The 21,069-nt window shown below is 52.9% G+C and carries 16 protein-coding genes and 1 pseudogene; 8 read left to right on the forward strand and 9 right to left on the reverse strand.

Annotated features, from left to right (window positions below; translation table 11 throughout):
* Positions 1 to 26 precede the first annotated feature (26 nt).
* The 3 genes from ACQE3D_RS05610 to ACQE3D_RS05620 are packed head-to-tail and all read left to right on the forward strand — an operon-like array spanning position 27 to position 4,510.
* Positions 27 to 1,196 carry a PepSY-associated TM helix domain-containing protein gene (locus tag ACQE3D_RS05610; protein ID WP_313728767.1) on the forward strand — a complete coding sequence of 390 codons (1,170 nt, stop codon included), beginning with the start codon at positions 27 to 29 and terminating at the stop codon, positions 1,194 to 1,196.
* 48 nt (positions 1,197 to 1,244) lie between these two features.
* Positions 1,245 to 2,450: a sulfotransferase gene (locus tag ACQE3D_RS05615; protein WP_313728766.1), complete on the forward strand. Its 1,206-nt coding sequence runs from the start codon at positions 1,245 to 1,247 to the stop codon at positions 2,448 to 2,450.
* 56 nt (positions 2,451 to 2,506) lie between these two features.
* Entirely contained in the window at positions 2,507 to 4,510 is a 2,004-nt protein-coding gene (locus ACQE3D_RS05620; protein WP_313728765.1) for a carbamoyltransferase family protein, read from the forward strand.
* A gap of 75 nt (positions 4,511 to 4,585) precedes the next feature.
* On the opposite strand, the gene cysC is transcribed toward ACQE3D_RS05620, so the two are convergent.
* The 3 genes from cysC to ACQE3D_RS05635 all read right to left on the reverse strand — a co-directional run bounded on the left by cysC (position 4,586) and on the right by ACQE3D_RS05635 (position 6,343).
* Entirely contained in the window at positions 4,586 to 5,200 is a 615-nt protein-coding gene (gene cysC, locus ACQE3D_RS05625) for an adenylyl-sulfate kinase (protein ID WP_313728764.1), read from the reverse strand.
* 187 nt (positions 5,201 to 5,387) lie between these two features.
* Positions 5,388 to 5,609: an MbtH family protein gene (locus tag ACQE3D_RS05630; RefSeq protein WP_064025298.1), complete on the reverse strand. Its 222-nt coding sequence runs from the start codon at positions 5,607 to 5,609 to the stop codon at positions 5,388 to 5,390.
* Between the two features lie 221 nt (positions 5,610 to 5,830).
* The gene (locus ACQE3D_RS05635; protein WP_313728763.1) at positions 5,831 to 6,343 is read right to left on the reverse strand and encodes an RNA polymerase sigma factor; all 513 of its coding nucleotides are present in this window, start codon (positions 6,341 to 6,343) and stop codon (positions 5,831 to 5,833) included.
* 444 nt (positions 6,344 to 6,787) lie between these two features.
* On the opposite strand from ACQE3D_RS05635, the gene ACQE3D_RS05640 reads away from it, so the two are divergent.
* The 3 genes from ACQE3D_RS05640 to ACQE3D_RS05650 all read left to right on the forward strand — a co-directional run bounded on the left by ACQE3D_RS05640 (position 6,788) and on the right by ACQE3D_RS05650 (position 11,964).
* Entirely contained in the window at positions 6,788 to 8,473 is a 1,686-nt protein-coding gene (locus ACQE3D_RS05640; protein ID WP_313728762.1) for a cyclic peptide export ABC transporter, read from the forward strand.
* Positions 8,470 to 10,893 carry a penicillin acylase family protein gene (locus ACQE3D_RS05645; protein WP_313728761.1) on the forward strand — a complete coding sequence of 808 codons (2,424 nt, stop codon included), beginning with the start codon at positions 8,470 to 8,472 and terminating at the stop codon, positions 10,891 to 10,893. The genes ACQE3D_RS05640 and ACQE3D_RS05645 overlap by 4 nt, the downstream gene beginning before the upstream one ends.
* 114 nt (positions 10,894 to 11,007) lie before the next feature.
* Positions 11,008 to 11,964: a FecR family protein gene (locus ACQE3D_RS05650; protein ID WP_313728760.1), complete on the forward strand. Its 957-nt coding sequence runs from the start codon at positions 11,008 to 11,010 to the stop codon at positions 11,962 to 11,964.
* Between the two features lie 230 nt (positions 11,965 to 12,194).
* Here ACQE3D_RS05650 and ACQE3D_RS05655 read toward each other — a convergent pair.
* A pseudogene (locus ACQE3D_RS05655) lies at positions 12,195 to 12,507 on the reverse strand (adenylyl-sulfate kinase).
* Positions 12,508 to 13,267: 760 nt separating this feature from the next.
* On the opposite strand from ACQE3D_RS05655, the gene zwf reads away from it, so the two are divergent.
* On the forward strand, positions 13,268 to 14,755 hold the full coding sequence (gene zwf, locus ACQE3D_RS05660; protein WP_313728759.1) for a glucose-6-phosphate dehydrogenase: 1,488 nt from the start codon (positions 13,268 to 13,270) through the stop codon (positions 14,753 to 14,755).
* 17 nt (positions 14,756 to 14,772) lie between these two features.
* Here zwf and ACQE3D_RS05665 read toward each other — a convergent pair whose 3' ends face one another.
* The 5 genes from ACQE3D_RS05665 to rpsT form a co-directional block, all read right to left on the reverse strand.
* Complete coding sequence (locus ACQE3D_RS05665; protein WP_064025286.1) at positions 14,773 to 16,083, reverse strand: hemolysin family protein; 1,311 nt, start codon at positions 16,081 to 16,083, stop codon at positions 14,773 to 14,775.
* Between the two features lie 205 nt (positions 16,084 to 16,288).
* Positions 16,289 to 17,041, reverse strand: a complete 753-nt coding sequence (locus ACQE3D_RS05670) for an MBL fold metallo-hydrolase (protein ID WP_064025284.1) — start codon at positions 17,039 to 17,041, stop codon at positions 16,289 to 16,291.
* Between the two features lie 4 nt (positions 17,042 to 17,045).
* A complete protein-coding gene (locus ACQE3D_RS05675) occupies positions 17,046 to 17,645 on the reverse strand; it encodes a hypothetical protein (protein ID WP_064025282.1) in 600 nt (199 codons plus the stop codon).
* 252 nt (positions 17,646 to 17,897) lie between these two features.
* Positions 17,898 to 18,908 carry a Gfo/Idh/MocA family protein gene (locus tag ACQE3D_RS05680; protein WP_064025280.1) on the reverse strand — a complete coding sequence of 337 codons (1,011 nt, stop codon included), beginning with the start codon at positions 18,906 to 18,908 and terminating at the stop codon, positions 17,898 to 17,900.
* A gap of 224 nt (positions 18,909 to 19,132) precedes the next feature.
* Complete coding sequence (gene rpsT / locus ACQE3D_RS05685; RefSeq protein ID WP_064025278.1) at positions 19,133 to 19,396, reverse strand: 30S ribosomal protein S20; 264 nt, start codon at positions 19,394 to 19,396, stop codon at positions 19,133 to 19,135.
* A 102-nt stretch (positions 19,397 to 19,498) separates the two neighbouring features.
* Between rpsT and murJ the strand changes: the two genes are divergently transcribed.
* Positions 19,499 to 21,043: a murein biosynthesis integral membrane protein MurJ gene (murJ, locus tag ACQE3D_RS05690; protein WP_071157223.1), complete on the forward strand. Its 1,545-nt coding sequence runs from the start codon at positions 19,499 to 19,501 to the stop codon at positions 21,041 to 21,043.
* Positions 21,044 to 21,069: the final 26 nt, after the last annotated feature.

Genomic DNA, 21,069 nt, shown 5'->3' on the forward strand with positions numbered 1-21,069 from the left:
GTTCAGACATTAGTTTCGAAAAGCGTATGAAGACCTATCGCAACAATATTCGAAAATTCTGGCTTAAACTGCATTTGGCGCTGGCGCTTAGCGTCGGTCTGTTGTTCGTGATTCTGGGTTTGACCGGTTCCTGCAATGTGTTTTATTACGAGTTGCGGGAATGGAATCTTGCTAAGCCCATGGCTTTATCGAATCAGCAGCCTTTACCGCTGGATCATCTTCTGCAAATCGTCCAAACCGAACATCCGCAGCGCCAAGGTAGTTGGTCCTTGTTGTTGCCGGGCTACGGAGCCGATTATTTGCTGGCCGAATACCTCAATCCCGAAGAAACCCGGAGCGAAATGTTCGCGCCTCTGGAAGTATTGGTCGATCCCTACACTGGCCGCATCGCGGAGCAGAGTTTCTGGGGGCGAACCCTGCCCAGCAAGCTTTACGAGATACATGCCGCTTTAATGCTGGGGACGTTGGGCAAGGAGGCCGGCCAACTCGGCTTTAACACGGTTAGCTCGCTGGGGGCTCTATTGTTTCTATCTTGTTTGAGCGGCCTGTATTTATGGTGGCCGCGCACCGGTAAATTCAAGAAGGCATCGACTATCAAAGCGCATGCCAGCTCGGAGCGATTTTATTATGACGTACATAAAACCGCCGGATTTTATGGCTCTTTGTGTTTGCTCATTCTGGCCTTTACCGGATTTGCTTTCGGTTATGAAAATGTTTTTCGCCCCATTGTGGCATTGTTTTCGCCAGTTGCTAAAGAGCATTTGCAAGTGCCCGAATTGAAGTCGACTCGACTAAATGCACAACCGCCGATGACGGTCATGCAGGCCGTGGCTGTTGCAGACCGTATCTTTCCTGGCGCGGAATTACGCATGATCAATACGCCTGACGGCCCGGACGGCGTCTATATGGTCGCCAAGAAACAAGCCGGCGAAGCCAACCGCAAACGGCCGCGCAGCAAAGTTTGGATAGACCAATACAGCGGCAAGGTGTTGGCCGTGCAAGACCCCAACCGCTTTACTGCCGGCGAAACGTTTTTCAATTTGTTGTGGCCTCTCCATGATGGGCAGGCGTTTGGTCAGCTTGGACGCATTGTTTGGTGCATGGTTGGTTTTTTGCCATTCATTTTGTATGTCAGCGGTGTTTTGTGGTGGTTACGCAAGCGGAAGGCACAAAGAATGCGCACCAATACGACATAAGAAGCATATGTGTGGAAAGGGTTTTGGCGTTTAACTATGGAATTTAGGATGAAAAATAATAGTGCGAATCTGGCAACTACTTTTTCGGGTAGGCCGATTTTTATTTTATCGTGCGTTAGGTCAGGCTCTACTATGCTGAGGTATATTTTGGATACCAATCCTAATATTTGTAGCCCAGGACATTTAAACTTAGGTTTATTATGCTCAGGATTGTATAAGGCTTCTTATTATTCTATAGGAAGTTTGCCTGATATTAAGACTGAAGAGCAAAGGGATGTATTCGCTATTCACGAATCAAGAGCGATTATTCATCAATTGATGGATAAGTATGTGCAAGGAAAAGGAGGGAAACGCTGGTGTGAGAAATCAACAGATAATGTCGATTATGCCGGGCTTCTCGAAAAACTTTTTCCTGAAGCACAGTACATATGTCTCTATAGAAGCTGCTTGGACGTAGTCTATTCATGTATAAAGACCAGTCCCCTAGGGTTTATGGATGAGTTGTCACCCTATGTTCAGAGACAGCCTACAAACTTTGTTGCTGCAGTCATTGAAAATTGGTTGGAAAAGACAGAAAAGCTTATTCGTTTCGAGGAGAATTACCCCGATAAATCTATCAGGGTTAATTATGAGTTCTTGGTCAATAATCCTCGGGATGAATTGTATCGTTTGTTTGCTTTCTTGGGTGAAGATTGGAATAGCGAGTTGTCGAATTCTATATTCAAAGTGTCGCACGATCAAGGGCCTGGCGATAGTAAAGTCAAGTTCTCCTCTGAAATCAGAAGAGATTCTGTTGGAAATGGAGTTCAAATACCATTTACGGCAATCCCCGAAGCTTTGGTGAATAGGGTTGATACTTTGCATCAAAAATTGGGTTATCCGGTGTTAGAAGATTTGTATCGCTATAGCTCTGACTGTGTTGGTTATGACAGTGTAGATTATGGCAGCTTATTTGAAAATCTGATTGTTAGTATTCAAAAAGTAGAAAATAAAATTACAATTCATGGGGTATGTAAGTTAATTGTTTCTGGGTTAAAAGGTCGAGTCTGGAGGATTGAAGCGAATACCGGAGAGCTTCGCTTTCTCAATGGCGATGGTCCAAGTGATTGTGTTGTTTCCACTTCATATGTAGTGTTTTGTAAATTATTGTCGAAGGAAACGTCCGTTCTAAAATCTTACGAAAATGGAGAAATAGCCGGAGATGGAAATATCAGTTTGGCTTTTGAGTTTGGGAGGTTGATTTTTGGCGGGTAAAAAATTATATGGTATAGGAGGTTTTAGGTTTTTTATTTTATGATTTTGGAGATGGCATGTATATTTTGGGGATGTCTGGTGGTATTGATAGGATATTGGATAGCTCTATCTTGCCTCATATAGGCTTGGGTCATGATTCTTCGTCTCTTTTGTTAGGAAACGGAGTAGTCGCTTACTCCATTGAGGAGGAGCGGCTGAACAGAATTAAACATACCAATAAATTATGTTCGTCGTCGGCATTTTTTTGTTTGAAGTCTACGCATAAAACACTGGAAAGTTTGGATGCCATTGCTATTTATGCAAGTGAAAGTTTTTTAACTTCAAAACTCAAAGAGTTTGGTTTGTACGTGCCTGATTTAAGTGTTTTCTGCGATATTAAACATTTATATCAATTTATTTTCGAGAGAGAGTTCGGCGTCTTGATTGCTAGGGATAAGTTTTATTTCGTCAATCACCATTTAGCCCATGCCGCAGGTTCGTATTATTTATCCGGTTTCGATAAGGCTTTGATTTTAACCATAGACGGCGAAGGCGATGATGTATCTTCGATGGTTATCGATGCCAACGGCAAGAATTTTAATGTTTTAAAAAGTAAATCGGTTGCCGATTCGTTGGGACATTTTTATTTAAAAGTGATTGCCTTTTTGGGTTACAAGGATTTTGACGAATACAAAGTCATGGGCTTGGCGCCTTATGGCAACTCCGCCGTTTATCGGGACAAACTTAGCCGTTTTTACGAATTATTAGCGGACGGCGATTACCGCATTCATGCCGATCGTATTTTGGAGTTGTACGAGGTCTTAACGCCGAGGAAACGCGGGGAAGCTTTTTCTCAAGTGCATATGGATCTTGCGGCGGCCCTGCAGGAGGCGTTAGAGTCTATCGTCTTCCATGTGCTTCGCCATTATCAAGTTTTGACTGGCCATACCCGTTTGGCAATCAGCGGAGGCGTCGGGCAGAACAGCAGTATGAACGGCAAAATTTTAAATTCGGGTTTGTTCGAAGAAGTTTTCGTGCCGTCGTTTGCTGGCGACTCCGGTTGCGCTTACGGCGCGGCGGCCTATGTGGCGCATCAATTACTGCCCGATTTACCGTTTAAAAAAGTAACTCATGCTTATTGGGGGACGCCGATTCACGAGGATGAAGTAGCCGAGGTCTTAGCGCCGTGGCAGGATTTCGTGACGATCGAAAAATTGCTTGATCGCTCGGAACAAGTGTCGGATTTGATTATCGACGGCGCGGTGATCGGTTGGGTGCAAGGCCGCTCAGAATTTGGTCCACGGGCTTTGGGCAATCGCAGCATTATTGCTGATCCGCGCGTGGCTTCGCATAAGGAAACCATTAATGCGATGATCAAGATGCGGGAAAGTTATCGACCATTTGCTCCATCAGTGTTGGTTGAACGTGTCCGCGATTTTTTTGAGGTGCCGGGTAAGCAGGAAGACTTTCCTTTTATGTCTTTTGTCTTGAATGTCAGACCAGGGTGGCGAGAACAGTTGCCGGCTATTACCCATGTTGATGGCAGCGCCCGATTGCAAACGGTTAACAAAGATGATAACCCGCGTTATTGGGAGTTGATAGAAGCCTTCGGCCGTAAGACTGGTATTTCTATTTTGTTGAATACTTCGTTCAACAATAACGCTGAACCTATTGTCGATAGTATTGATGATGCTGTTGTCTGTTATTTGACATCAGGTTTGGATTATCTCGTCGTTGGCGACTATTTGGTCACCAAAAAAGACTGGGGCAGCGACCAAATGGCAACACTAATAGTCACTTTGCCGAAAGCGGCTATTTTAAATCGGGAAGATAAGTATTTAAATCATACCGAGCGTGGATTTAGTTATTTCCTAACTTGGAATTATGACACTACGCGGCGCTACGCGCTTTCGGATGTTTGGTACTATGTTTTGCAACAAGCTGATGGTTTACTTACACTTCAGGAGTTGATGATTAATCTGGGATTTTCGGGGGAACAGCAAAGTCAGATTTTTGAAGAGTTACCGAGTTTGTGGTCGGATCGCTTGATTATTTTTCATCCGGGAAGTGTTGCAAATTAACGGTGTATTCTGTCGATATTTGGTTTGAGTGCTGGAACGGTTGATCCGCTTCTGAGTTCAGGTCGTTTTAAAGATCTAGGTAAGGCTGGGAGACATAATGCCCACTTTATGCAAGTGATTAAGGATATGGGTTAAACATTCCTCAATACTCATCTGATCCGTATCGATCACTATCTCCGGGTTTTCAGGTGGTTCGTAGGGGGATGAAATACCGGTGAAGTGCACTATTTCGCCGAGTCTTGCTTTTCGATAGAGTCCTTTAACATCTCGTTGCTCACAGACCGTCAAATCGCAGTTGCAGTAAATTTCTATAAAATCCCCTTCGGCTACCGTACGTCGGGCCAGCTCTCTTTCTAATCTGAAAGGCGAAATGAAAGCCGTTAGGGTTATGGTTCCGGCGTCGAGCATTAATTTGGCAACTTCCGCAATTCGACGAATGTTTTCTTTTCTATCTGAGTCTTCAAAACCTAAATCTTTTGAAAGACCGTGTCGGATGTTATCACCATCCAATACAAACGCACTGCATCCTCGTTGATGAAGTTGCGCCTCCACTGCATGGGCTATGGTTGATTTGCCCGCCCCAGACAAACCCGTAAACCACAAAATGACCGACCGATGTCCGTTCAAGGATTCCCGGTGTGATCGTGATACTTGGGAATGATGCCAGACAATGTTTTTGCGGTATTCCATGCGCATAAATCCAATCGATAGTGATGTGGTAATGATGCAAGCCATTAACGACTTTTCTTTACAACGGAGACGATTATTGCCGTTAAGTTACTCAGTAAACTGCCTTTTTAGAGGTGGGTGCGCGGACAAGGTAAGCAAAAAAGTGGACGTTTTTAGAAAAAGGGCACCTCCATATGCCCTTTTTTCTTTATTCCAACCCCGCCTCCCGCATATGTTGCCGCAGGCTTAGCGGCCGCATGTCGGTCCAAACTTCCTTGATGTAATCCAGACATTCCTGCTTTGGGCCTTTGGGGCCGACGGCGCGCCAGCCGTTGGGGATTTCCTTGTAGTCGGGCCAGATAGAATATTGTTCTTCGTGATTGACGACGACTTGGTAGGTGGTGGTGTCTTCTTCTTCGTCCCAGCTCATTGGGCCCTCCGGATTCTGTTGAAAAGGCGGTTGGTTTTAGGCGGTCTCGCAAAGTCCATTGCCTGAAAAGTTTTGTTAATTAGAACGGCTCGGTTCTTTACCGGCAACGGTTATTGCTTCTACGTCTGTCGATGGTAACTGCGGCGAATTGGCGCAGCTGTTTGTTCGACCATCGAGGCGGAGTGATTCCGTGGAGAAGACGACTTTAGGGGCTGTGTTCCTCAGTCGTTGCTTAAATCGGCTTGGCGATTTTTGAACTGTTTGCGGCAGTGGAGTAGCGCTCGGGCTAACAGTTTTTCGACCGCGCTGTCGGAAATGTTCAACTCGACCGCGATTTCCGCGTAGGTCATGCCGTATACCCGGTTCAGCACGAATGCTGTTTTGGCCCGTTCGGGCAGTTCGTCGACGATGCTAGAAAAAATCGCCAGCTTTTCGTTGACCAGCGCCAAGTGTTCTTCCGAGGGGGTTTCTTCGGCGATGTCCAGCGTGGGTTCGGTGCTGTAGACGTGTTTTTCGGTGACCTTGCGGTGCTTGATGTGGTCGTAAGCCAGATTGCGGGCGGTGCGGAATAAAAAGCCGCGCGGATGCTCGATGACTTGTTTTTGCGATTCCCTGGAAAAAATGATGAAACATTCCTGTACCAAATCTGCGGCGATTTCCGGGCAATCGACTATGCGTGCCAAGTGCTGTTGTAGTTCCGTTTGATGATTTAAATATACGGACTCAATATTCATCATTAACTCCCTCTGGCTAATCGGTTGGGCTGCCTGGCGTTGGATTGCCGGGCCGGCTCTGGCGGCGTTGACAAATCCGGGTGCGCACGATTGCAAGCAGTGCCGGCGACCAAGTGTGGGCCGGGCTGACTGTTGGGGGGTGGGGCGGTTCCGGATATTATGCTACCGCCTCAAGCAGCAGGTTTTACGCCAACTGACAGTTTAGCCAATATCAAGGGCTTAGCCATCGCCGACGTCGGAGTTGGACCGTCAATGCGCGAAATGGCTTAATAAAAAATAGGCATATAACATAGATTAATTTTATGACCCTTTGGATATGCCTCATTCCGGTCGGCACCGGGATGGGGTGGATTTGTTTTATAGGCGTCTTCTAATATAAGCCGTAGCCGGAAATTGCTAGCTTTCGACCTTGGCTTTTTCTCAACCGGTATTTATGGGGTCAGTATGCTGAAGTTTTTATGGCGTTCGTCTTGGGTCACGATGGCTGGTGTGATGTTGACGGGCATTGTCGCAGGTTTGAGTAACGCCGCCCTGCTGGCGTTCATCAATACCCGGCTGGCCGGCGGCTTGACCGACTTTGCCGATCCTGTCTGGTTTGCCGGTTTGGCGTTGACGGTTTTGACTAGCCGATTTGTATCGCATTATTGGCTGAACCGTTTCAGTACCAAGACAATCCGTGACTTGCGCCTGCACATCAGTCGCCTGATCTTGCGCGCTCCCTATCCCGACTTACAGCGGTTCGGTAAAGCGCAATTGCTCGGGCATTTGACCGAGGACGTGACGGCTATTGCCGGCGCCAGCGAGCTGTTTCCGGTTTTATGCATCAACTTCGCGATCGTCGCCGGTTGCATGGCTTATCTGAGTTGGTTGTCCTGGCAATTGGCTGCGGTCTTGGCCGGGGTGATTTTATTCGGGATTACCACGTTTCAGCTTTGCAAGAACATCCCGACCCGCTACGTGCGCGGAGCTCGAGAAGAATACGATCGCTTGAGCCAAGGTTTCTGCGCACTAACGGAGGGCGTACGCGAATTGAAGTTACACCGGCATCGTAGCGAGGCTTTTGTCGCCCGATCGCTGGCAGCTAGCGCCGAAGCGTACCGGCGCGACAGCTTGCGGGCGGCGGCAGCCTATTTGGCGATCAATCAATGGACACAACTACTGTATTTCCTAACGATAGGCGTCATTTTGTACGGATTTCCGGTGTGGCGCTCGGTCGGCGCGGAGGTGATCTGTGGCTATATTTTGGTGTTTTTATTCATGATGTCGCCATTGACGATTTTGACCAGCAGCTTGCCGGCGTTCAGTCGGGCCAAGGTTGCGTTACACAAGGTTTTACAGTTGGACGATAGCTTGGCTGGGACGCTAACAATTGATTTGGCGGAGCCGGACGGGCCGCGCTTCGACAGGTTGGCGATGCGCGGCGTGACCCACGCCTTCCACCGCGAGAAGGAAAACCGCCAATTTCGGCTAGGGCCTATCGATCTGGATTTCCGTCCGGGCGAGCTGGTGTTTCTGGTGGGAGGCAACGGCAGCGGTAAGACCACGCTGGCGATGTTATTGCTGGGTTTGTATCACCCGGAGCAAGGCACGGTCATTTGGAACGACAGCGTGATTCACGCCGGTAACCGCGATGTCTACATGCAAAATTTTTCGGCGATCTTCGCCGATTTTTATTTGTTCGACGCGTTGTACGGCGTGGATGTCGCTAACCGGCAAGCTTTGATCGACGATTATCTGGCGCGCCTGCACTTGAGTCACAAGGTTGAAATCGTCGATGGCGCCTTTTCGTCGGTGAACTTGTCGCAAGGTCAGCGCAAACGCTTGGCTTTGTTGGCGGCGTATTTGGAGGACCGGCCGTTTTATGTGTTCGACGAATGGGCGGCCGACCAGGATCCCGAATTCAAACAAGTGTTTTACGCTGAATTATTGCCGGCGCTGAAGGCTAGAGGCAAGACGGTATTGGCAATTACTCACGACGATAAATATTTTCATCTGGCCGACCGCTGCATCAAACTCGAAGAAGGGCGAATTACCGCAATCGAATATCCGCAGGCCTACCGGCAAACGGCTGGGGCGGAGACGGGGGCCTCTATCGAGGCATTGGCGTCGAGTGACGGGGGAATTCGATGAGGCGAGTTACCAAATGGGGGCTATACGTCGGTTCAGCGGTATTGGCGCTGGCGACCGTCGCAGCCGGCCTGGGGTATTGGTGGTTGGCGCGCTCGCTGCCGGACTTGGATGGGGAGCGGCGCTTGCCGGGGCTTGTCGCGCCGGCAAGCATAGTCACCGATCGCCACGGCATACCGCTCATCAGCGCCGATAGCCGCGTCGACGCGGCGCGAGTGTTAGGGTATCTCACCGCGCGCGATCGCTTGTTTCAAATGGATTTGATGCGTCGTAAAAATGCCGGCCTATTGGCGGAAATCTTTGGCGCTATGGCATTGCCCAGCGACATTCAGGCTAGAACCTACGGATTTTCGGATCTGGCTCGGCGAGTATTGACCAAGCTGCCCCAGGCGCATCGCGACTATCTGGAAGCTTACGCCGACGGCGTCAATAGTTACTTGGCGCAAAATTCGGTTTTGCCGTTCGAGTTCGATGTATTGAGTTATCGGCCGGAGCCCTGGAAGCCGGAGCACAGCCTATTGATTGTATTGGGAATGTTCGAAAATCTGACGGCCAGGGTAGAGAGCGGCGAACGCATGCTCAGCGTTATGGCGCAAACCTTGCCCGTCGACGTTGTCGAATTTTTAACGCCGGATAGCGATCGCTATACCGATAGCCTAATGCGTCATACTCTGTCGCTACGTCCTCCGAGGCCGGTGCCGGTTGCGGCGCTGCAAACGCTGCTGGCTCGCCGCGACGCAGCAATCGGGTCGTTGGCGGCGGCGCCGGCCGAAACCCTGGCCGGTTCCAACGCCTGGGCGGTGGCCGGCGCCAAGACCGTCGACGGCCGGGCGATTCTCGCCAACGATATGCATCTGGGTATCAGCGTGCCCAATATTTGGTACCGGGTGGAGCTCGATTATCCCAAAGTGCGGGCGGCGGGATTGAACTTGCCGGGCACGCCAATTCTGGTGGTTGGCAGTAATCGCCACGTGGCTTGGGGCATGACGAATCTGGCCGGTGATTTTCTGGACCTGGTCCGGCTGGAAATCAATCCGGACGATGCCGACCAATACAGGGTTGGCGCGGAGTGGCGGACTTTCGGCGAACGCCGCGAGACAATTTCCGTCAAGGGCGGCGAGTCTAAGATCGTGACGGTTAGGGAAACGATTTGGGGCCCGGTGGCCCGGCAGGATTTGTTGGGTCGGTCGGTCGCGATTCATTGGGCAGCATTGGATGCGGATGCGGTCAATCTGGAGATCATGGCGTTGGAGCAGAGCGAAACGCTGAGTCAGGCTCTGGATATCGCCAACCGCGGCGGCGGTCCCCAGTTGAATGTGCTGTTGGCCGACGATGTAGGCCATATCGCCTGGACCGTCACCGGTAAGATTCCGCGCCGCTTTGGCGGTGATGGCGCGGTCAGCCGTTCCTGGGCGGATGCTCAAACCGGCTGGCGCGGCTACTTGGCACCTGGGGAGATGCCCAGGGTCATTGACCCGCCGGAAGGCTATTTACTGAGCGCTAACGAACGGCGTTTTGCCGCGGATTTTCCGGTTCCTGTCGGTCATCAATTTGCACCGGGTTTTCGTGCCTACCGAATTAATCAGCGTTTGGCTCAGATGACTCAGCCTAGCGAATGGACGCTGTTTAATCTGCAACAAGATACCGACACCGAGTTTTACGCCTACTACCAACAGCTGGCGCTGCAATTGTTGACGCCCGAGGTTCTGGCGCAAAGACCGGCCTTATCAGGATTGAGAGACTATTTGTTGAGCTGGAACGGTCGGGCCGATACCGGCAGTTTGGGCTTGCCGGTGTTGATCGAGTTTCGCAAGCAATTGATCGACACCGTGTTTACGCCGTTTTTGAGCGCCTGTAAGCAGGCGGATCCGAGTTTTGTTTACGCATGGAGTTATGTCGACACGCCGCTGCAAGCGCTGCTGACTGCCCGCCCGGCGGTTTTGTTGCCCGATCCCGGCGCGCGGAGTTGGGAGGCGTTTCTGTTGGCGCGCCTGGAGGCCAGTGCCGCCGCCGTTGCGAGCCGTTTTCCCGGTCTGCCGCTGATGGAACTGACTTGGGGGCGGCAAAACGTAGTCGGTCACGCCCATCCGTTTTCCAAGGCCGTTTCCGCATTGGCGGATTTGTTGGATATGCCGCGCCAGCCTCTGGCCGGTTGCGGCGGCTATTGCGTTAGGGTCACCGGACCTGACTTCGGTGCCAGCGAGCGTTTGATCGTGTCGCCTAACCATTTTCAGGAGGCGATTTTGCATATGCCCGGCGGCCAATCCGGGCATCCGTTATCGCCGTATTACCGCGATCAACAGCCCTACTGGTTGGTGGGCTTGCCGCTGGCCCTGACAGTCGGCAGACCGGAGCACACCTTGCTGTTTAATCCGGTACCGGCAGCGGGACAAAACTCGGCGGCGGCAAGCCCGATTCGTTAAAATGTAATTTAAATTAAAGCTTTGACGTCCGTTGAGACCCGTTTGGGGTAAGGTTGAGCGGGGTGTAAAATCCCGTTGGACCTTACGGTTTTTTTATCCGATGAGTACAGTGCCTTGGAATCCGAAATTGAAGATGGCATAGACGAACAGGCCGTCGCTTGGTTCGTTCGGTTGCGCGCCGATAACGTCAGCGGGCAAGACGAAACATTGTTTCTGGAATGGTTGGAACAGGCCGAAACGCATCGTAGCGCGTTTTACGAAATTTGTTTGCTGTGGGGGGACCCTGATTTTTTACACTGCTTGATCGGCAATGCCAAAAAACACGGTATCGCGCCGAGTCTCAAAAAAAAACGTTACATTGAGGCTTGGCGGTATCCTGTATTGGTTGCCGCGTTGGTGGTGTTGGCCGTGGGGGTGGCGAGACCGCTGCGCGTGGCCTTGAAAGCCGATTACAGCTCGGCATTGGGCGAACGTAAAACCGTGAAACTCGCCGACGGTTCAACGGTGATGTTGAATACGGGTAGCGCCATAGCAGTTGAGATAGCCGGCGAACAACGCATGGTTGAACTGCTGCAAGGCGAAGCTTATTTTGACGTCAAACCCGACCCCAATCGGCCGTTTATCGTGCGAGCCGACCGTTCGACGACGCGCGTGTTGGGGACGCATTTCTTCGTCGATCGCCAAACCGACGGCGACAGAATCAGCGTGTTGTCCGGCCGGGTGGAGGTATCGGAACCCCGGCGTTGGAAGGAGGCGCTGGTATTGCGCGACCGGGAAGCCGTCACGGTTTACGATAACGCCATCGGCCAGCCGCAAACGATGGACTCCGCCCTGTCCACGTCGTGGATCGACGGCTATCTGGTTTACGAAAACGAAACCCTGGAAAACGTGATGCGGCAAATTAACCGCTATCACGCCGGTACAGTGTATTTTAAGGATGATGATTTGCGGCAAATACGCATCAACGGCCGGCTCAAAATTCGGCGGTCGCGCGAGATGTTCGATGTCTTGCGGCATTCCATGGCGCTGAAAATGACCTATCTGACCGATTGGTTGGTAATCGTCGGCTAGGTTTGCGCGAAAGTCGGCAGGTTTCTTTATCCTAGTTCGAATGACGAAAACGTGAGCGGGGTTGTTACAGTTGTAAATGACTTGAGTTTTTTACGTTCTTGCTGGTCCTAGGGCGTTGCGGCCCAGTGCATAGCTGACCAAGTGCACGGTAAGAGCCGTTTTCCAATGGCATGGTTAGCTCTTAATGATGCCTTCCGTTCTTAAACAGTTCAGCGTTTCAGTATCCAGGATCAACTCTGGCCCGAGTGGCACATCATAAGTCGAAATACCTGTGAACTCGGAATCTTGCCAAGTCTGGCTGCGCGATAAAGCTCTTTAGCGTCACGACGCTCGCAAATTGTTACATCGCATCGACTGTAAATTTCGATGAAATCTAGCCGTGACGCTAGCTCCCACCAGTTCGCGTTCCAATCGGAAAGACGAAATGAATGCAGTGTAGGTGATATTGCCTGCCTCCAGCATCAGCTTGGCAACCTTCGCGACGCGGCAGATATTTTCTCGACAGTCGGCCACGCTAAATCCTAAGTCGAGGGAGCCAGACAAATCCCTTGATCGCCCAGGCGCGGCACGATCTAGTTGGGCGGACAGTCCGCAAATTCATCCGAATTGGCTACGGCCAGGACGTCGGCGCCGTGGCCCCGGCCTAGTACGTAGGTGTCTTGCCGGTGCCGCGGGTCAGCGCCACCTTGTCCGTCCAAAGTGTCGTTGCCAGCCAAGCGGGAGGGGCTGTTGGCGGCGCTGTTGCCGGTAAGCCGATTGTCCAAGTTCGTTAACCAGAGCGGAATTTTTTCCAGAAATCGGCTCCATGGCAAATGTTGAAAGCCATTTGATATCAAAACTTGATATGCGTCCTGGAAAAAGTTAGACGCCCATTTTGTTCAAAAAGTGGAAAATTTTCCACGCAGACTTACAAGCGGGTTCGAATCGCTGCCTGTCGGCAGGGCGAAAAAGACTAAAAAGCCTCTCCAATAGGCTGGCTAGATTCTGGCCGAGAGGTTGTTGAGCAACCCGCTCGATCTGTCGCCGCGAGCTTGGCGTCAGGGGATCGTCGTATTGGAGTACAAACCTAGATTTGTACTCCGGCCGCGTGGTTTTAGCCGCTCCGGTTGGTGGGAACAGCGGGTTGGAATCGCCGATGGTCGGCCGGGCTAAAAAGACTCGGCGTCGAGTACCGCCGGTGCTTAAGCGAGTTGGCGAAACGAAAGGAGGCGCATGGCGTTTGATTTGGCGCGCGACTCGACGCGTTCGGCGAAATCGGGCACACTGACCGTCAGACCAAATAAAGCGGCCAGGAGCGTGGGCGATGACGACAGAACCTTGCACGTATGTAATCTTTGGAGCGACCGGGAATCTGGCGCGGTTGAAATTGATGCCGGGCTTTTACCATCTGGAGCTGGAGAACAAGTTGCCGGATGGTTGTCGGATTGTCGCGGTCGGTCGGCGGGGCTGGGATAGGGTGATCTGGTTGGCCGAAGTGAAGGCGATGTTGCGCGAGCGGGTGCCGGACGACTTGGATGACTCGGTGTTTGCCAGGTTCGCCGAGCGCCTGGACTACCATCGCGGCGACATGGATGATCCTGCTTGCTATCAGTCCCTGGCCGAGGTCTTACAAGGCCAGCCCCAATTTTCTAAAAATATTGCGTTTTATTTGGCGATTAGTCCCGGCGACTTCGGTAACGTCATTGAGGCCCTGAGTCGGGTGGGGCTGTTGAGCGAAGACGACGGCTGGCGGCGGGTGATCATCGAAAAACCGTTCGGCTACGATTTGGAAAGTGCCCAGGCCTTGCAAAAGCGCTTGAGTCGCTATTTGAGCGAGGATCAAATCTACCGAATCGATCATTACCTCGGTAAGGGCATGGTGCAGAACGTATTGGTGTTCCGCTTCGCCAACGTGATGCTGGAACCTTTATGGAACCGCAATTACATCGATCACATTCAGATTACCCATGCCGAGGATTTGGGTATCGGTAGTCGCGGCGAATATTACGATAGCGCTGGGGCGTTGCGCGACATGTTGCAAAGCCACTTATTGCAGTTGCTGACGCTGGTGGCGATGGAGCCGCCGGTTTCGATGGACGCCGAGTCGCTACGAGACGAAAAGGTCAAGGTGTTGAAATCGATTCGGCCGATTCCCAAGTCGGCGGTGCATGCTCATACCTTTCGAGGTCAATATGCCAGGGGCAATATCGGCGGCCAGAAAGTGCCGGGATATTTGGAAGAGGCCAATATTCCGGCGGACAGTAGTACCGAGACCTACGCGGCGATCAAGTTGCTGATCGATAACTGGCGTTGGCGCGGCGTGCCGTTTTATTTACGGACCGGCAAGCGCATGGCCAAGGGTCAGTCGTCGATCGCGATTTGCTTTCGTCATCCGCCACTGCAATTCTTCCGAGATACCCACGTGCATTGCATGACGCCGAATTGGGTATTGATGGGTATCCAGCCGGATGAATGTATACGCATCGAGATGACCGTCAAGGAACCGGGACTAGAAATGCGAACCCGCACTACCAGCCTAGACGCCAGTTTTCGTCATCCCGACGAGCGGCGGGTCGATGCTTACGAAGATTTATTATTAGACGTGATGAAGGGCGACCGTTCGCTGTTTTTGCGATTCGACGAAGTCGAATACGCTTGGCGCATCGTTGATCCGATCTTGCAAACCTGGGCGATAGAGCGCGATTACATTGCCACCTATTCGGCCGGTTCCTGGGGGCCCGACGACGCCAAGCGCTTGTTCGAGAAAGAAGGTCAGTATTGGCGCAGTTCCTTACTGCCGGAGTGCCGCTGAGGTCGCGCGCCCGCTTTTTAGTCCTTGGGATAGACCAACACCCATTCGATGCGCGGTCCGTTCATCTCCTTAACGACGATGTCGAAGCGGTTGAAGGCGATGCGTTCGCCGACGTCGGGAATGTCCTGCAGTTGTGCCAGGATCATGCCGCCCACCGAATCGACGTCGTCCAAATCCAGTTCTTCGTTTTCGACGTCGACGCCCAGTATCCGCTCCAGCGAGAAGATCGGCAGGCTGCCCTTGCCTAGCAAACCGCCGTCTTCCAGGCGGGTCCAGTCGCTTTGCGAGCGGGCAAATTCGTCGCGAATCTCGCCAACCAAGGCCGACAGCAGATTGTCCAACGTAATGTAGCCTTCCGGTTTTTGGCCTTTCTGGCCGACCACCGCCAAGTGCGGCGCGCCCTTGGTAAAGCGCCGGAACAACTCCAACGCCGGTAGATGCGCGGAAATGTGCTGGATTGGTCTGAGATAGGCCTGCAAGTCGTCCAGCGGCTGACCTTGCTGTTGGGCCAAAAACAAATCCTTCAAATGCACCAAGCCGAGCAGGTCGATCCGATTGTTGTCGAAATAGGGATAGCGGCTGTAGCCGCTGTCGCAAATGGTCTGCAGGATTTCCTCGGTGGGTTGACCACGGTATAGCGCTTTCACTTCGTGGATCGGGCGCATCAAATCCGAGACTTCTAGCTTTCCGAAATCCAGCGATTTCGCCAGTACGTTGCGCTCGTCCTTGGTGAAGCCGCCGCCGGCGCTGCTGGAGCGCAGAATCAATTTAATTTCGTCGGTCGAATAATGGCTGTCGTGATGGCCTTCGCTGCACAAGCCGGCCAGATGCAGCACCAGATTAGAACTGGCGTTCAGCAACCAGATTGCCGGATACATGATCCAGTAAAAGGCGTAGAGCGGTCCGGCACTCCACAACCCAATGCCTTCGGGGTTGCGAATCGCCAGCGATTTGGGGGCTTGTTCGCCGACGACAATGTGCAGAAACGAGATCGTGCAGAAGGCAATCGCAAACGACACATTGTGGATAATTTCGGCCGAGGTAACGCCCATTTCGGCAAACATTGGTTTCAATAAGTCGGCGAAGGCCGGTTCTCCGATCCAACCCAAGCCCAGCGAGGCGAGGGTGATGCCGAGTTGGCAGGCGGATAGATAGGTGTCGAGTTTTCTATGAACTTTGGCGAGAATTCGGCCGCGCCAGCCGTGGGTTTGTTCGATGGCTTTGATACGGGTTTGCCGTAATTTCACCAAGCTGAATTCGACGGCCACGAAAAAACCGTTCAAACCGACCAATAGCAAGGCGCCGGCAACCAAAACAAGAGTGTTCATACATTTTTGAAAACCACAACGGAATAGCCATTATAGCCGATCGCATCGCGACGCCGACGCTTGCGCGTTGCTTTGCGCCGGTCCGCATCGCCTCGCAAGGCGATAGCGGCTACGGGCGTCGAGCAGGGTGGCGGTCAATGTTGGTGGTTAGGTGGACAGGCTCGGACCAGGCGGCTGGTCATGTGTCGTCGTTGGAGTAGTCAAGCTAAGTCCGCTGACTGGCGATACCGGTGCCGATTTTCAATTCGGCCAGCCAGTTGATAAAGCGTTCGACATCGTTACCGCGATAAATGGCGCCGTGTTGCGGGCAAAGCATGTCGATCTTGAGGCGGCTGACGCGTTCGCACCAGTCCAGCTTGGCCGACTCAGAACCCATCCAGCGCCTATGAAAGCCTTCGGCGTATTGGATGTGGCTATCGAAGTCTTCGACGAACAGCCCTGCGTTCGCGCTCGGCAACAAGGCTGCCCCGACATCGCCGGAGAACAGTATGCTCGCTTTGCGGTCGTAGAGTTGAAAGTTGCCCGAGGAATGCAGGTAGTGCGCAGGGATTGCTTCCAGTTCGAGGTTGCCTAACAGAAAGGTTGTACCGTCGTCGGGTAGCGCGATAAACGTATCGGCATTGCCGCCGAAATGAGGGACGAAGCTAGTCCACAGCCGGCTCAGATAACATTTCAGTTTGGGGTTGAATTCCAGCCATAGTGCTAGCGAGGAAATGATATCCGGGTCTTGGTGGGATGCAAACAGGCCTACGATTTGGTTGGGGTTGAATTCGGTATCGATCGCCGAAAACACGTCGGGAAAAATCTCCATGCCGCCGGGATCGGTGAGTATCGCCTGCTCGCCGTTGAGGATCAGGTATTCGTTGGTATCGATCAAGTAGCTGGCCTTGGTTGGATCGCGGGCGATGGCGACCCATTTGTGGGGACCGTGTTCGTAGATAAATTCGAGTTTTTTCATGAGTTCAGTGCTCCAGCGAAGCCCGTAAGGTCGTCAATAGCGAAATGATGTTGAGCACCGTTTTCTCGATTTGTTCGGCGATTTCGTTCAATACTTGACGCATATCACCACCGTGCGCGGCTTCGATTTTGGCCGACCTCGCCAAGGCGTTGCCGGCCTTGCACAGTTGTAACGTGCGCTTTGAATAGCGGTTTAGTTTTTCGATGTCTTCCGCAAACTCGTCGGTTACCGACAGCAAGGCCGCCGATTTGTTTTGCAGCGGGAGTTTCATCGTCTGTTCGCCGCGCGGACTTTTGGTTAACGTCGTCATCAACAGATGACGCTCGCGGCTGAGTTTTTTAAAGATGGCGGCTTTTTTGGACATCGCATAAGTTAACTGGCTGAGCTGAATCATCGCGGTTTCCAGCTTTCGACTGAACTGTCTTAGTTCCGAACTGACCACACCGAAACCCAGTAGACGCTGGCCGGAGGCTTTCGAGATCAGCATTGAATTGATGGCAACCAGATAAGACGCGGAAGAAATCCGCAAGATTTCCTTGATGTGTTCGTTCAGCGAGACTATCCGTTGCATGTCCAGCTGCGCGGAAATCGAATTTATCGGCATGGCGCTTAGTCTCCTAGTCAAATTGGCGGGGCATTCTACGCTACCGCGGGTAAGTGGGTTGGATCAGGTGGCGAATGTTTGAGCTGGCCCTGATTTTCACGGCGAACGAGTCCGGCCTTGCCAAGGGCAGACAGCATTGCCTATTCCCTAAGTCCGTTTACGGAATCGTTTGTCTCGACGTGTCGGCCTGCAAGGGTTACCGCGTCGTCGGAGGCAAATGAGCCGGATGATGACGCGCCGGTAAACCGTAGGCTAAATTTTAACGGTTCGACCTTCGGCGGCGGCTTGCAGCGCGGCGACGATGATGCGGCAATTGGCGCGGGCGTCGTCCAGCGACAATGCCGGGTCGCGGTTATTTAGCACGCAATCTGAAAAATGTTCGATTTCCAGCCGGAAATGGTTGCTGTAAGGTAAACGCTCTTCGGCTTGACGGCCGTCTTCGGTCCACCAGGAAATCACCGGCACGTCGCCCGGCAGCTGCCAGACGACGTGGCATTTGATGCCGCCATGGGTGCCGATGATTTCGTATTCGCAACGACGAGCCCGCTCGAAGCTGAAATCGAAGTGACCGTAGCGGCCGTCGCCGAAATCGACAATGCCGCTAGTGACACTGTCGGCGCCGCTTTCGACGTATTTGGAAACGGCGCTGACCGCCAGTGGTGCTTGCCGGAAAAACAGCCGGAGGCTGTGAATTGCGTAGCAGCCGATATCCCACATCGCTCCGCCACCGTGCGCGGTGTCGTCGGCCAGCCGATAAAGGCGGGCCGGTCTCATCATGAACGAGTAACTGGCCCTGACCGAGCGGATCTCGCCGATCAAACCGGCGTTTATCAATTCAAGAACCCGCTGATGCTGCGGATGGAAACGGTACATAAAGCCTTCCATGACTTTGACATTGTAGCGGCGGGCGGCAATTTCGATGGCATCGATATCGGCAATCGTCAGCGCCATCGGTTTTTCGCATAATACGTGCTTGCGGTGTTCGATAGCCCGCAGAGCCCATTCGGCGTGTTCTTGATTCGCCATCGGCAAATACACCGCTTGCACGTCGTCGTCTTTAAGCAGGGCATCGAGATTGTCGTAACACTGTGCTCCGGTCGGCTTTGGCGCGTATTTGGCTAGCGTTTCGGCGCCGGCGCCGGGGCGGCGGCTGGCGATCGCCACCAATTCGGCGTTGTCGGCTTCGACGATGGCCGGCAGCAGACGTTCGTTGATGCGTGCGGCGCCGAGGATTCCCCAGCGTAGTCGGGTCGGATTGTTCATCGTGTTTGCCTCGGATGAATCGACATTGATGGATCAGATTAGCAGTTTGCCCGCCGACCGCAAGCCGTCGGGTTTTGGCTGGTGGTCGGCGAAGCTTGGCGGCGGTCTTTTGAATGAATACCAATGCATAAGTTCCGCACGCCCAGCTCGTGAAGAAACCCCCGCGCATAAAAAAGGCCGAAGCGTTTCGGGCTTCGGCCTTGGGTTCGGTCGGCGGGGCCGTATTAAGCCATCGCGCGCAGTTTATCGTTCAATCTGCTTTTGCTGCGGGCGGCTTTGTTTTTATGGATCAAGCCTTTATTGACCGCGGAATCGATCACCGGCACGGCCGATCTGAAGGCCGCTTGCGCTTGTTCTTTGTCACCGGCCTTGACGGCGGCGATAACTTTTTTGATGAACGTGCGGAGATTGCTGCGTTGTCCGGCATTGCGAATACGGCTTTCCTCTGCCTGACGCGCTCTCTTTTTAGCTTGTGGTGAATTAGCCATAGGGGTATCAAGTCGTTGGGTTGGTTAGGAACCGCGCATTATCTTTTTGGATGCTATGATTGTCAACTTTTAATTGACTCCGGACCGGCGACAGGATACGCAGTGAGCAAGCAATTATACAAGTCGACGGCGATAGTCGGCAGCATGACGATGATATCGCGAGTCATGGGCTTTATCCGGGACATGTTGGTCGCAAACCTGTTTGGCGTCAACGCCGATACCGATGCCTTCTTCGTGGCGTTTCGGATTCCGAATTTATTGCGGCGTTTGTTTGCCGAGGGTGCGTTCGCCCATGCCTTCGTACCTGTACTTGCCGAATATAGCGGGCAAGGCGAACGTTCCGCGTTGCGAGGCTTCATCGATCGTACCTTCGGTACGCTGGCGGGGTTGTTGTTTTTAATGACGTTGTTGGGCACGATGGCCGCGCCCTTGCTGATACTCTTGGTGGCGCCGGGATTCGTCGCCGATCACGCTCATTTCGTGCCGGCGGCGGAGATGCTCAGAATCACATTGCCGTATCTGTTTTTCATCTCGCTGGTAGCGTTCGCCGGGGCAATCCTGAACGCGGAGGGCCGATTCGCGGTCCCGGCACTGACGCCGGTCATCTTGAATCTGGTGATGATCGCGGCGGCGGTCTGGCTGGCTCCCCATCTGGAGCGGCCGATCACCGCATTGGCTTGGGGCGTATTCGCGGCGGGGATTATGCAGCTGTTGTTTCAAATTCCGTCGCTTTGGCGGATTGGTTTGATGCCGAGGCCGCGCTGGGCTTACCGCGATCCGGGCGTACAGCGCGTCGTCAAGCTGATGTTGCCGGCCATTTTCGGCGTCTCGGTGGCCCAGATCAACATGCTGGTTGGTACGTTGATCGCCTCCTTTCTGGCGGCCGGTAGCGTGTCCTGGCTGTATTATTCCGACCGTCTGGTAGAGTTCCCGCTCGGCATTCTCGGCGTCGCGTTGTCGACGGTGATTTTACCGAATCTATCGAAAAACCATATCGCCGCCGACCGTGCCGCATTTTCGGCGGCTCTGGATTGGGGGTTAAAGCTGGTGGTGCTGATCGGCGTGCCGGCCACCCTGGGATTGACCCAATTGGCCGAGCCGCTATTATCCACATTGTTTCAATACCATGAGTTCGGTGTCGAAGACGTGCATATGACGGGCAGAAGCCTAGCCGCCTACGCACTGGGTTTACTGGCTTTGATGTTGATCAAAATCCTGGTTCCGGGTTTTACCGCTCGCCTGGATACCCGATCGCCAGTGCGCTTCGGGATGAGTGCCGTCGCCGCGAACGGGGTGTTGAATCTGTTGTTGGTGCCGTTTTTAGCACACGCCGGGGTGGCGCTGGCCGCCACGCTCGCCGCCTATCTGAATGCCGGGCTGTTACTGAACGCCTTATTGCGGAACGGCACCTATCGGCCGCGGCCGGGCTGGTTGGCGTTCGCGGCTAGGATTGTGATCGCGTCCGCGACGATGTCGGGCTTTTTGATTTACTTTGTCCAGCCGGAAGTCTGGTTCAGCTGGGGCGCCGGCCAGCGCGGCCTGCAACTCGGCGCGGCGGTCGGCGGGGCGATCGCAGTGTATGCGGCGGTGCTTTTGATCTGCGGTTTGCGGCCGAGGGACTTGAGTTTTTCCGTCGCGCCATCATAGTCATGTAGAATAATTGGGGTTCGACG

The sequence above is a fragment of the Methylomonas sp. MS20 genome, assembly GCF_050275925.1.
GTDB lineage: Bacteria > Pseudomonadota > Gammaproteobacteria > Methylococcales > Methylomonadaceae > Methylomonas > Methylomonas koyamae_A.

Coding starts and splice junctions, on each gene's coding strand:
- ACQE3D_RS05630 (WP_064025298.1), bottom strand. CDS start 5,609: ATGAGCTGGGACGAAGAAGAAGACACCACCACCTACCAAGTCGTCGTC.
- zwf (WP_313728759.1), top strand. CDS start 13,268: ATGACGACAGAACCTTGCACGTATGTAATCTTTGGAGCGACCGGGAAT.
- ACQE3D_RS05675 (WP_064025282.1), bottom strand. CDS start 17,645: ATGCCGATAAATTCGATTTCCGCGCAGCTGGACATGCAACGGATAGTC.
- ACQE3D_RS05620 (WP_313728765.1), top strand. CDS start 2,507: ATGTATATTTTGGGGATGTCTGGTGGTATTGATAGGATATTGGATAGC.
- rpsT (WP_064025278.1), bottom strand. CDS start 19,396: ATGGCTAATTCACCACAAGCTAAAAAGAGAGCGCGTCAGGCAGAGGAA.
- ACQE3D_RS05635 (WP_313728763.1), bottom strand. CDS start 6,343: ATGAATATTGAGTCCGTATATTTAAATCATCAAACGGAACTACAACAG.
- ACQE3D_RS05645 (WP_313728761.1), top strand. CDS start 8,470: ATGAGGCGAGTTACCAAATGGGGGCTATACGTCGGTTCAGCGGTATTG.
- ACQE3D_RS05615 (WP_313728766.1), top strand. CDS start 1,245: ATGAAAAATAATAGTGCGAATCTGGCAACTACTTTTTCGGGTAGGCCG.
- ACQE3D_RS05640 (WP_313728762.1), top strand. CDS start 6,788: ATGCTGAAGTTTTTATGGCGTTCGTCTTGGGTCACGATGGCTGGTGTG.
- ACQE3D_RS05610 (WP_313728767.1), top strand. CDS start 27: ATGAAGACCTATCGCAACAATATTCGAAAATTCTGGCTTAAACTGCAT.
- cysC (WP_313728764.1), bottom strand. CDS start 5,200: ATGGAATACCGCAAAAACATTGTCTGGCATCATTCCCAAGTATCACGA.
- ACQE3D_RS05670 (WP_064025284.1), bottom strand. CDS start 17,041: ATGAAAAAACTCGAATTTATCTACGAACACGGTCCCCACAAATGGGTC.
- ACQE3D_RS05680 (WP_064025280.1), bottom strand. CDS start 18,908: ATGAACAATCCGACCCGACTACGCTGGGGAATCCTCGGCGCCGCACGC.
- ACQE3D_RS05665 (WP_064025286.1), bottom strand. CDS start 16,083: ATGAACACTCTTGTTTTGGTTGCCGGCGCCTTGCTATTGGTCGGTTTG.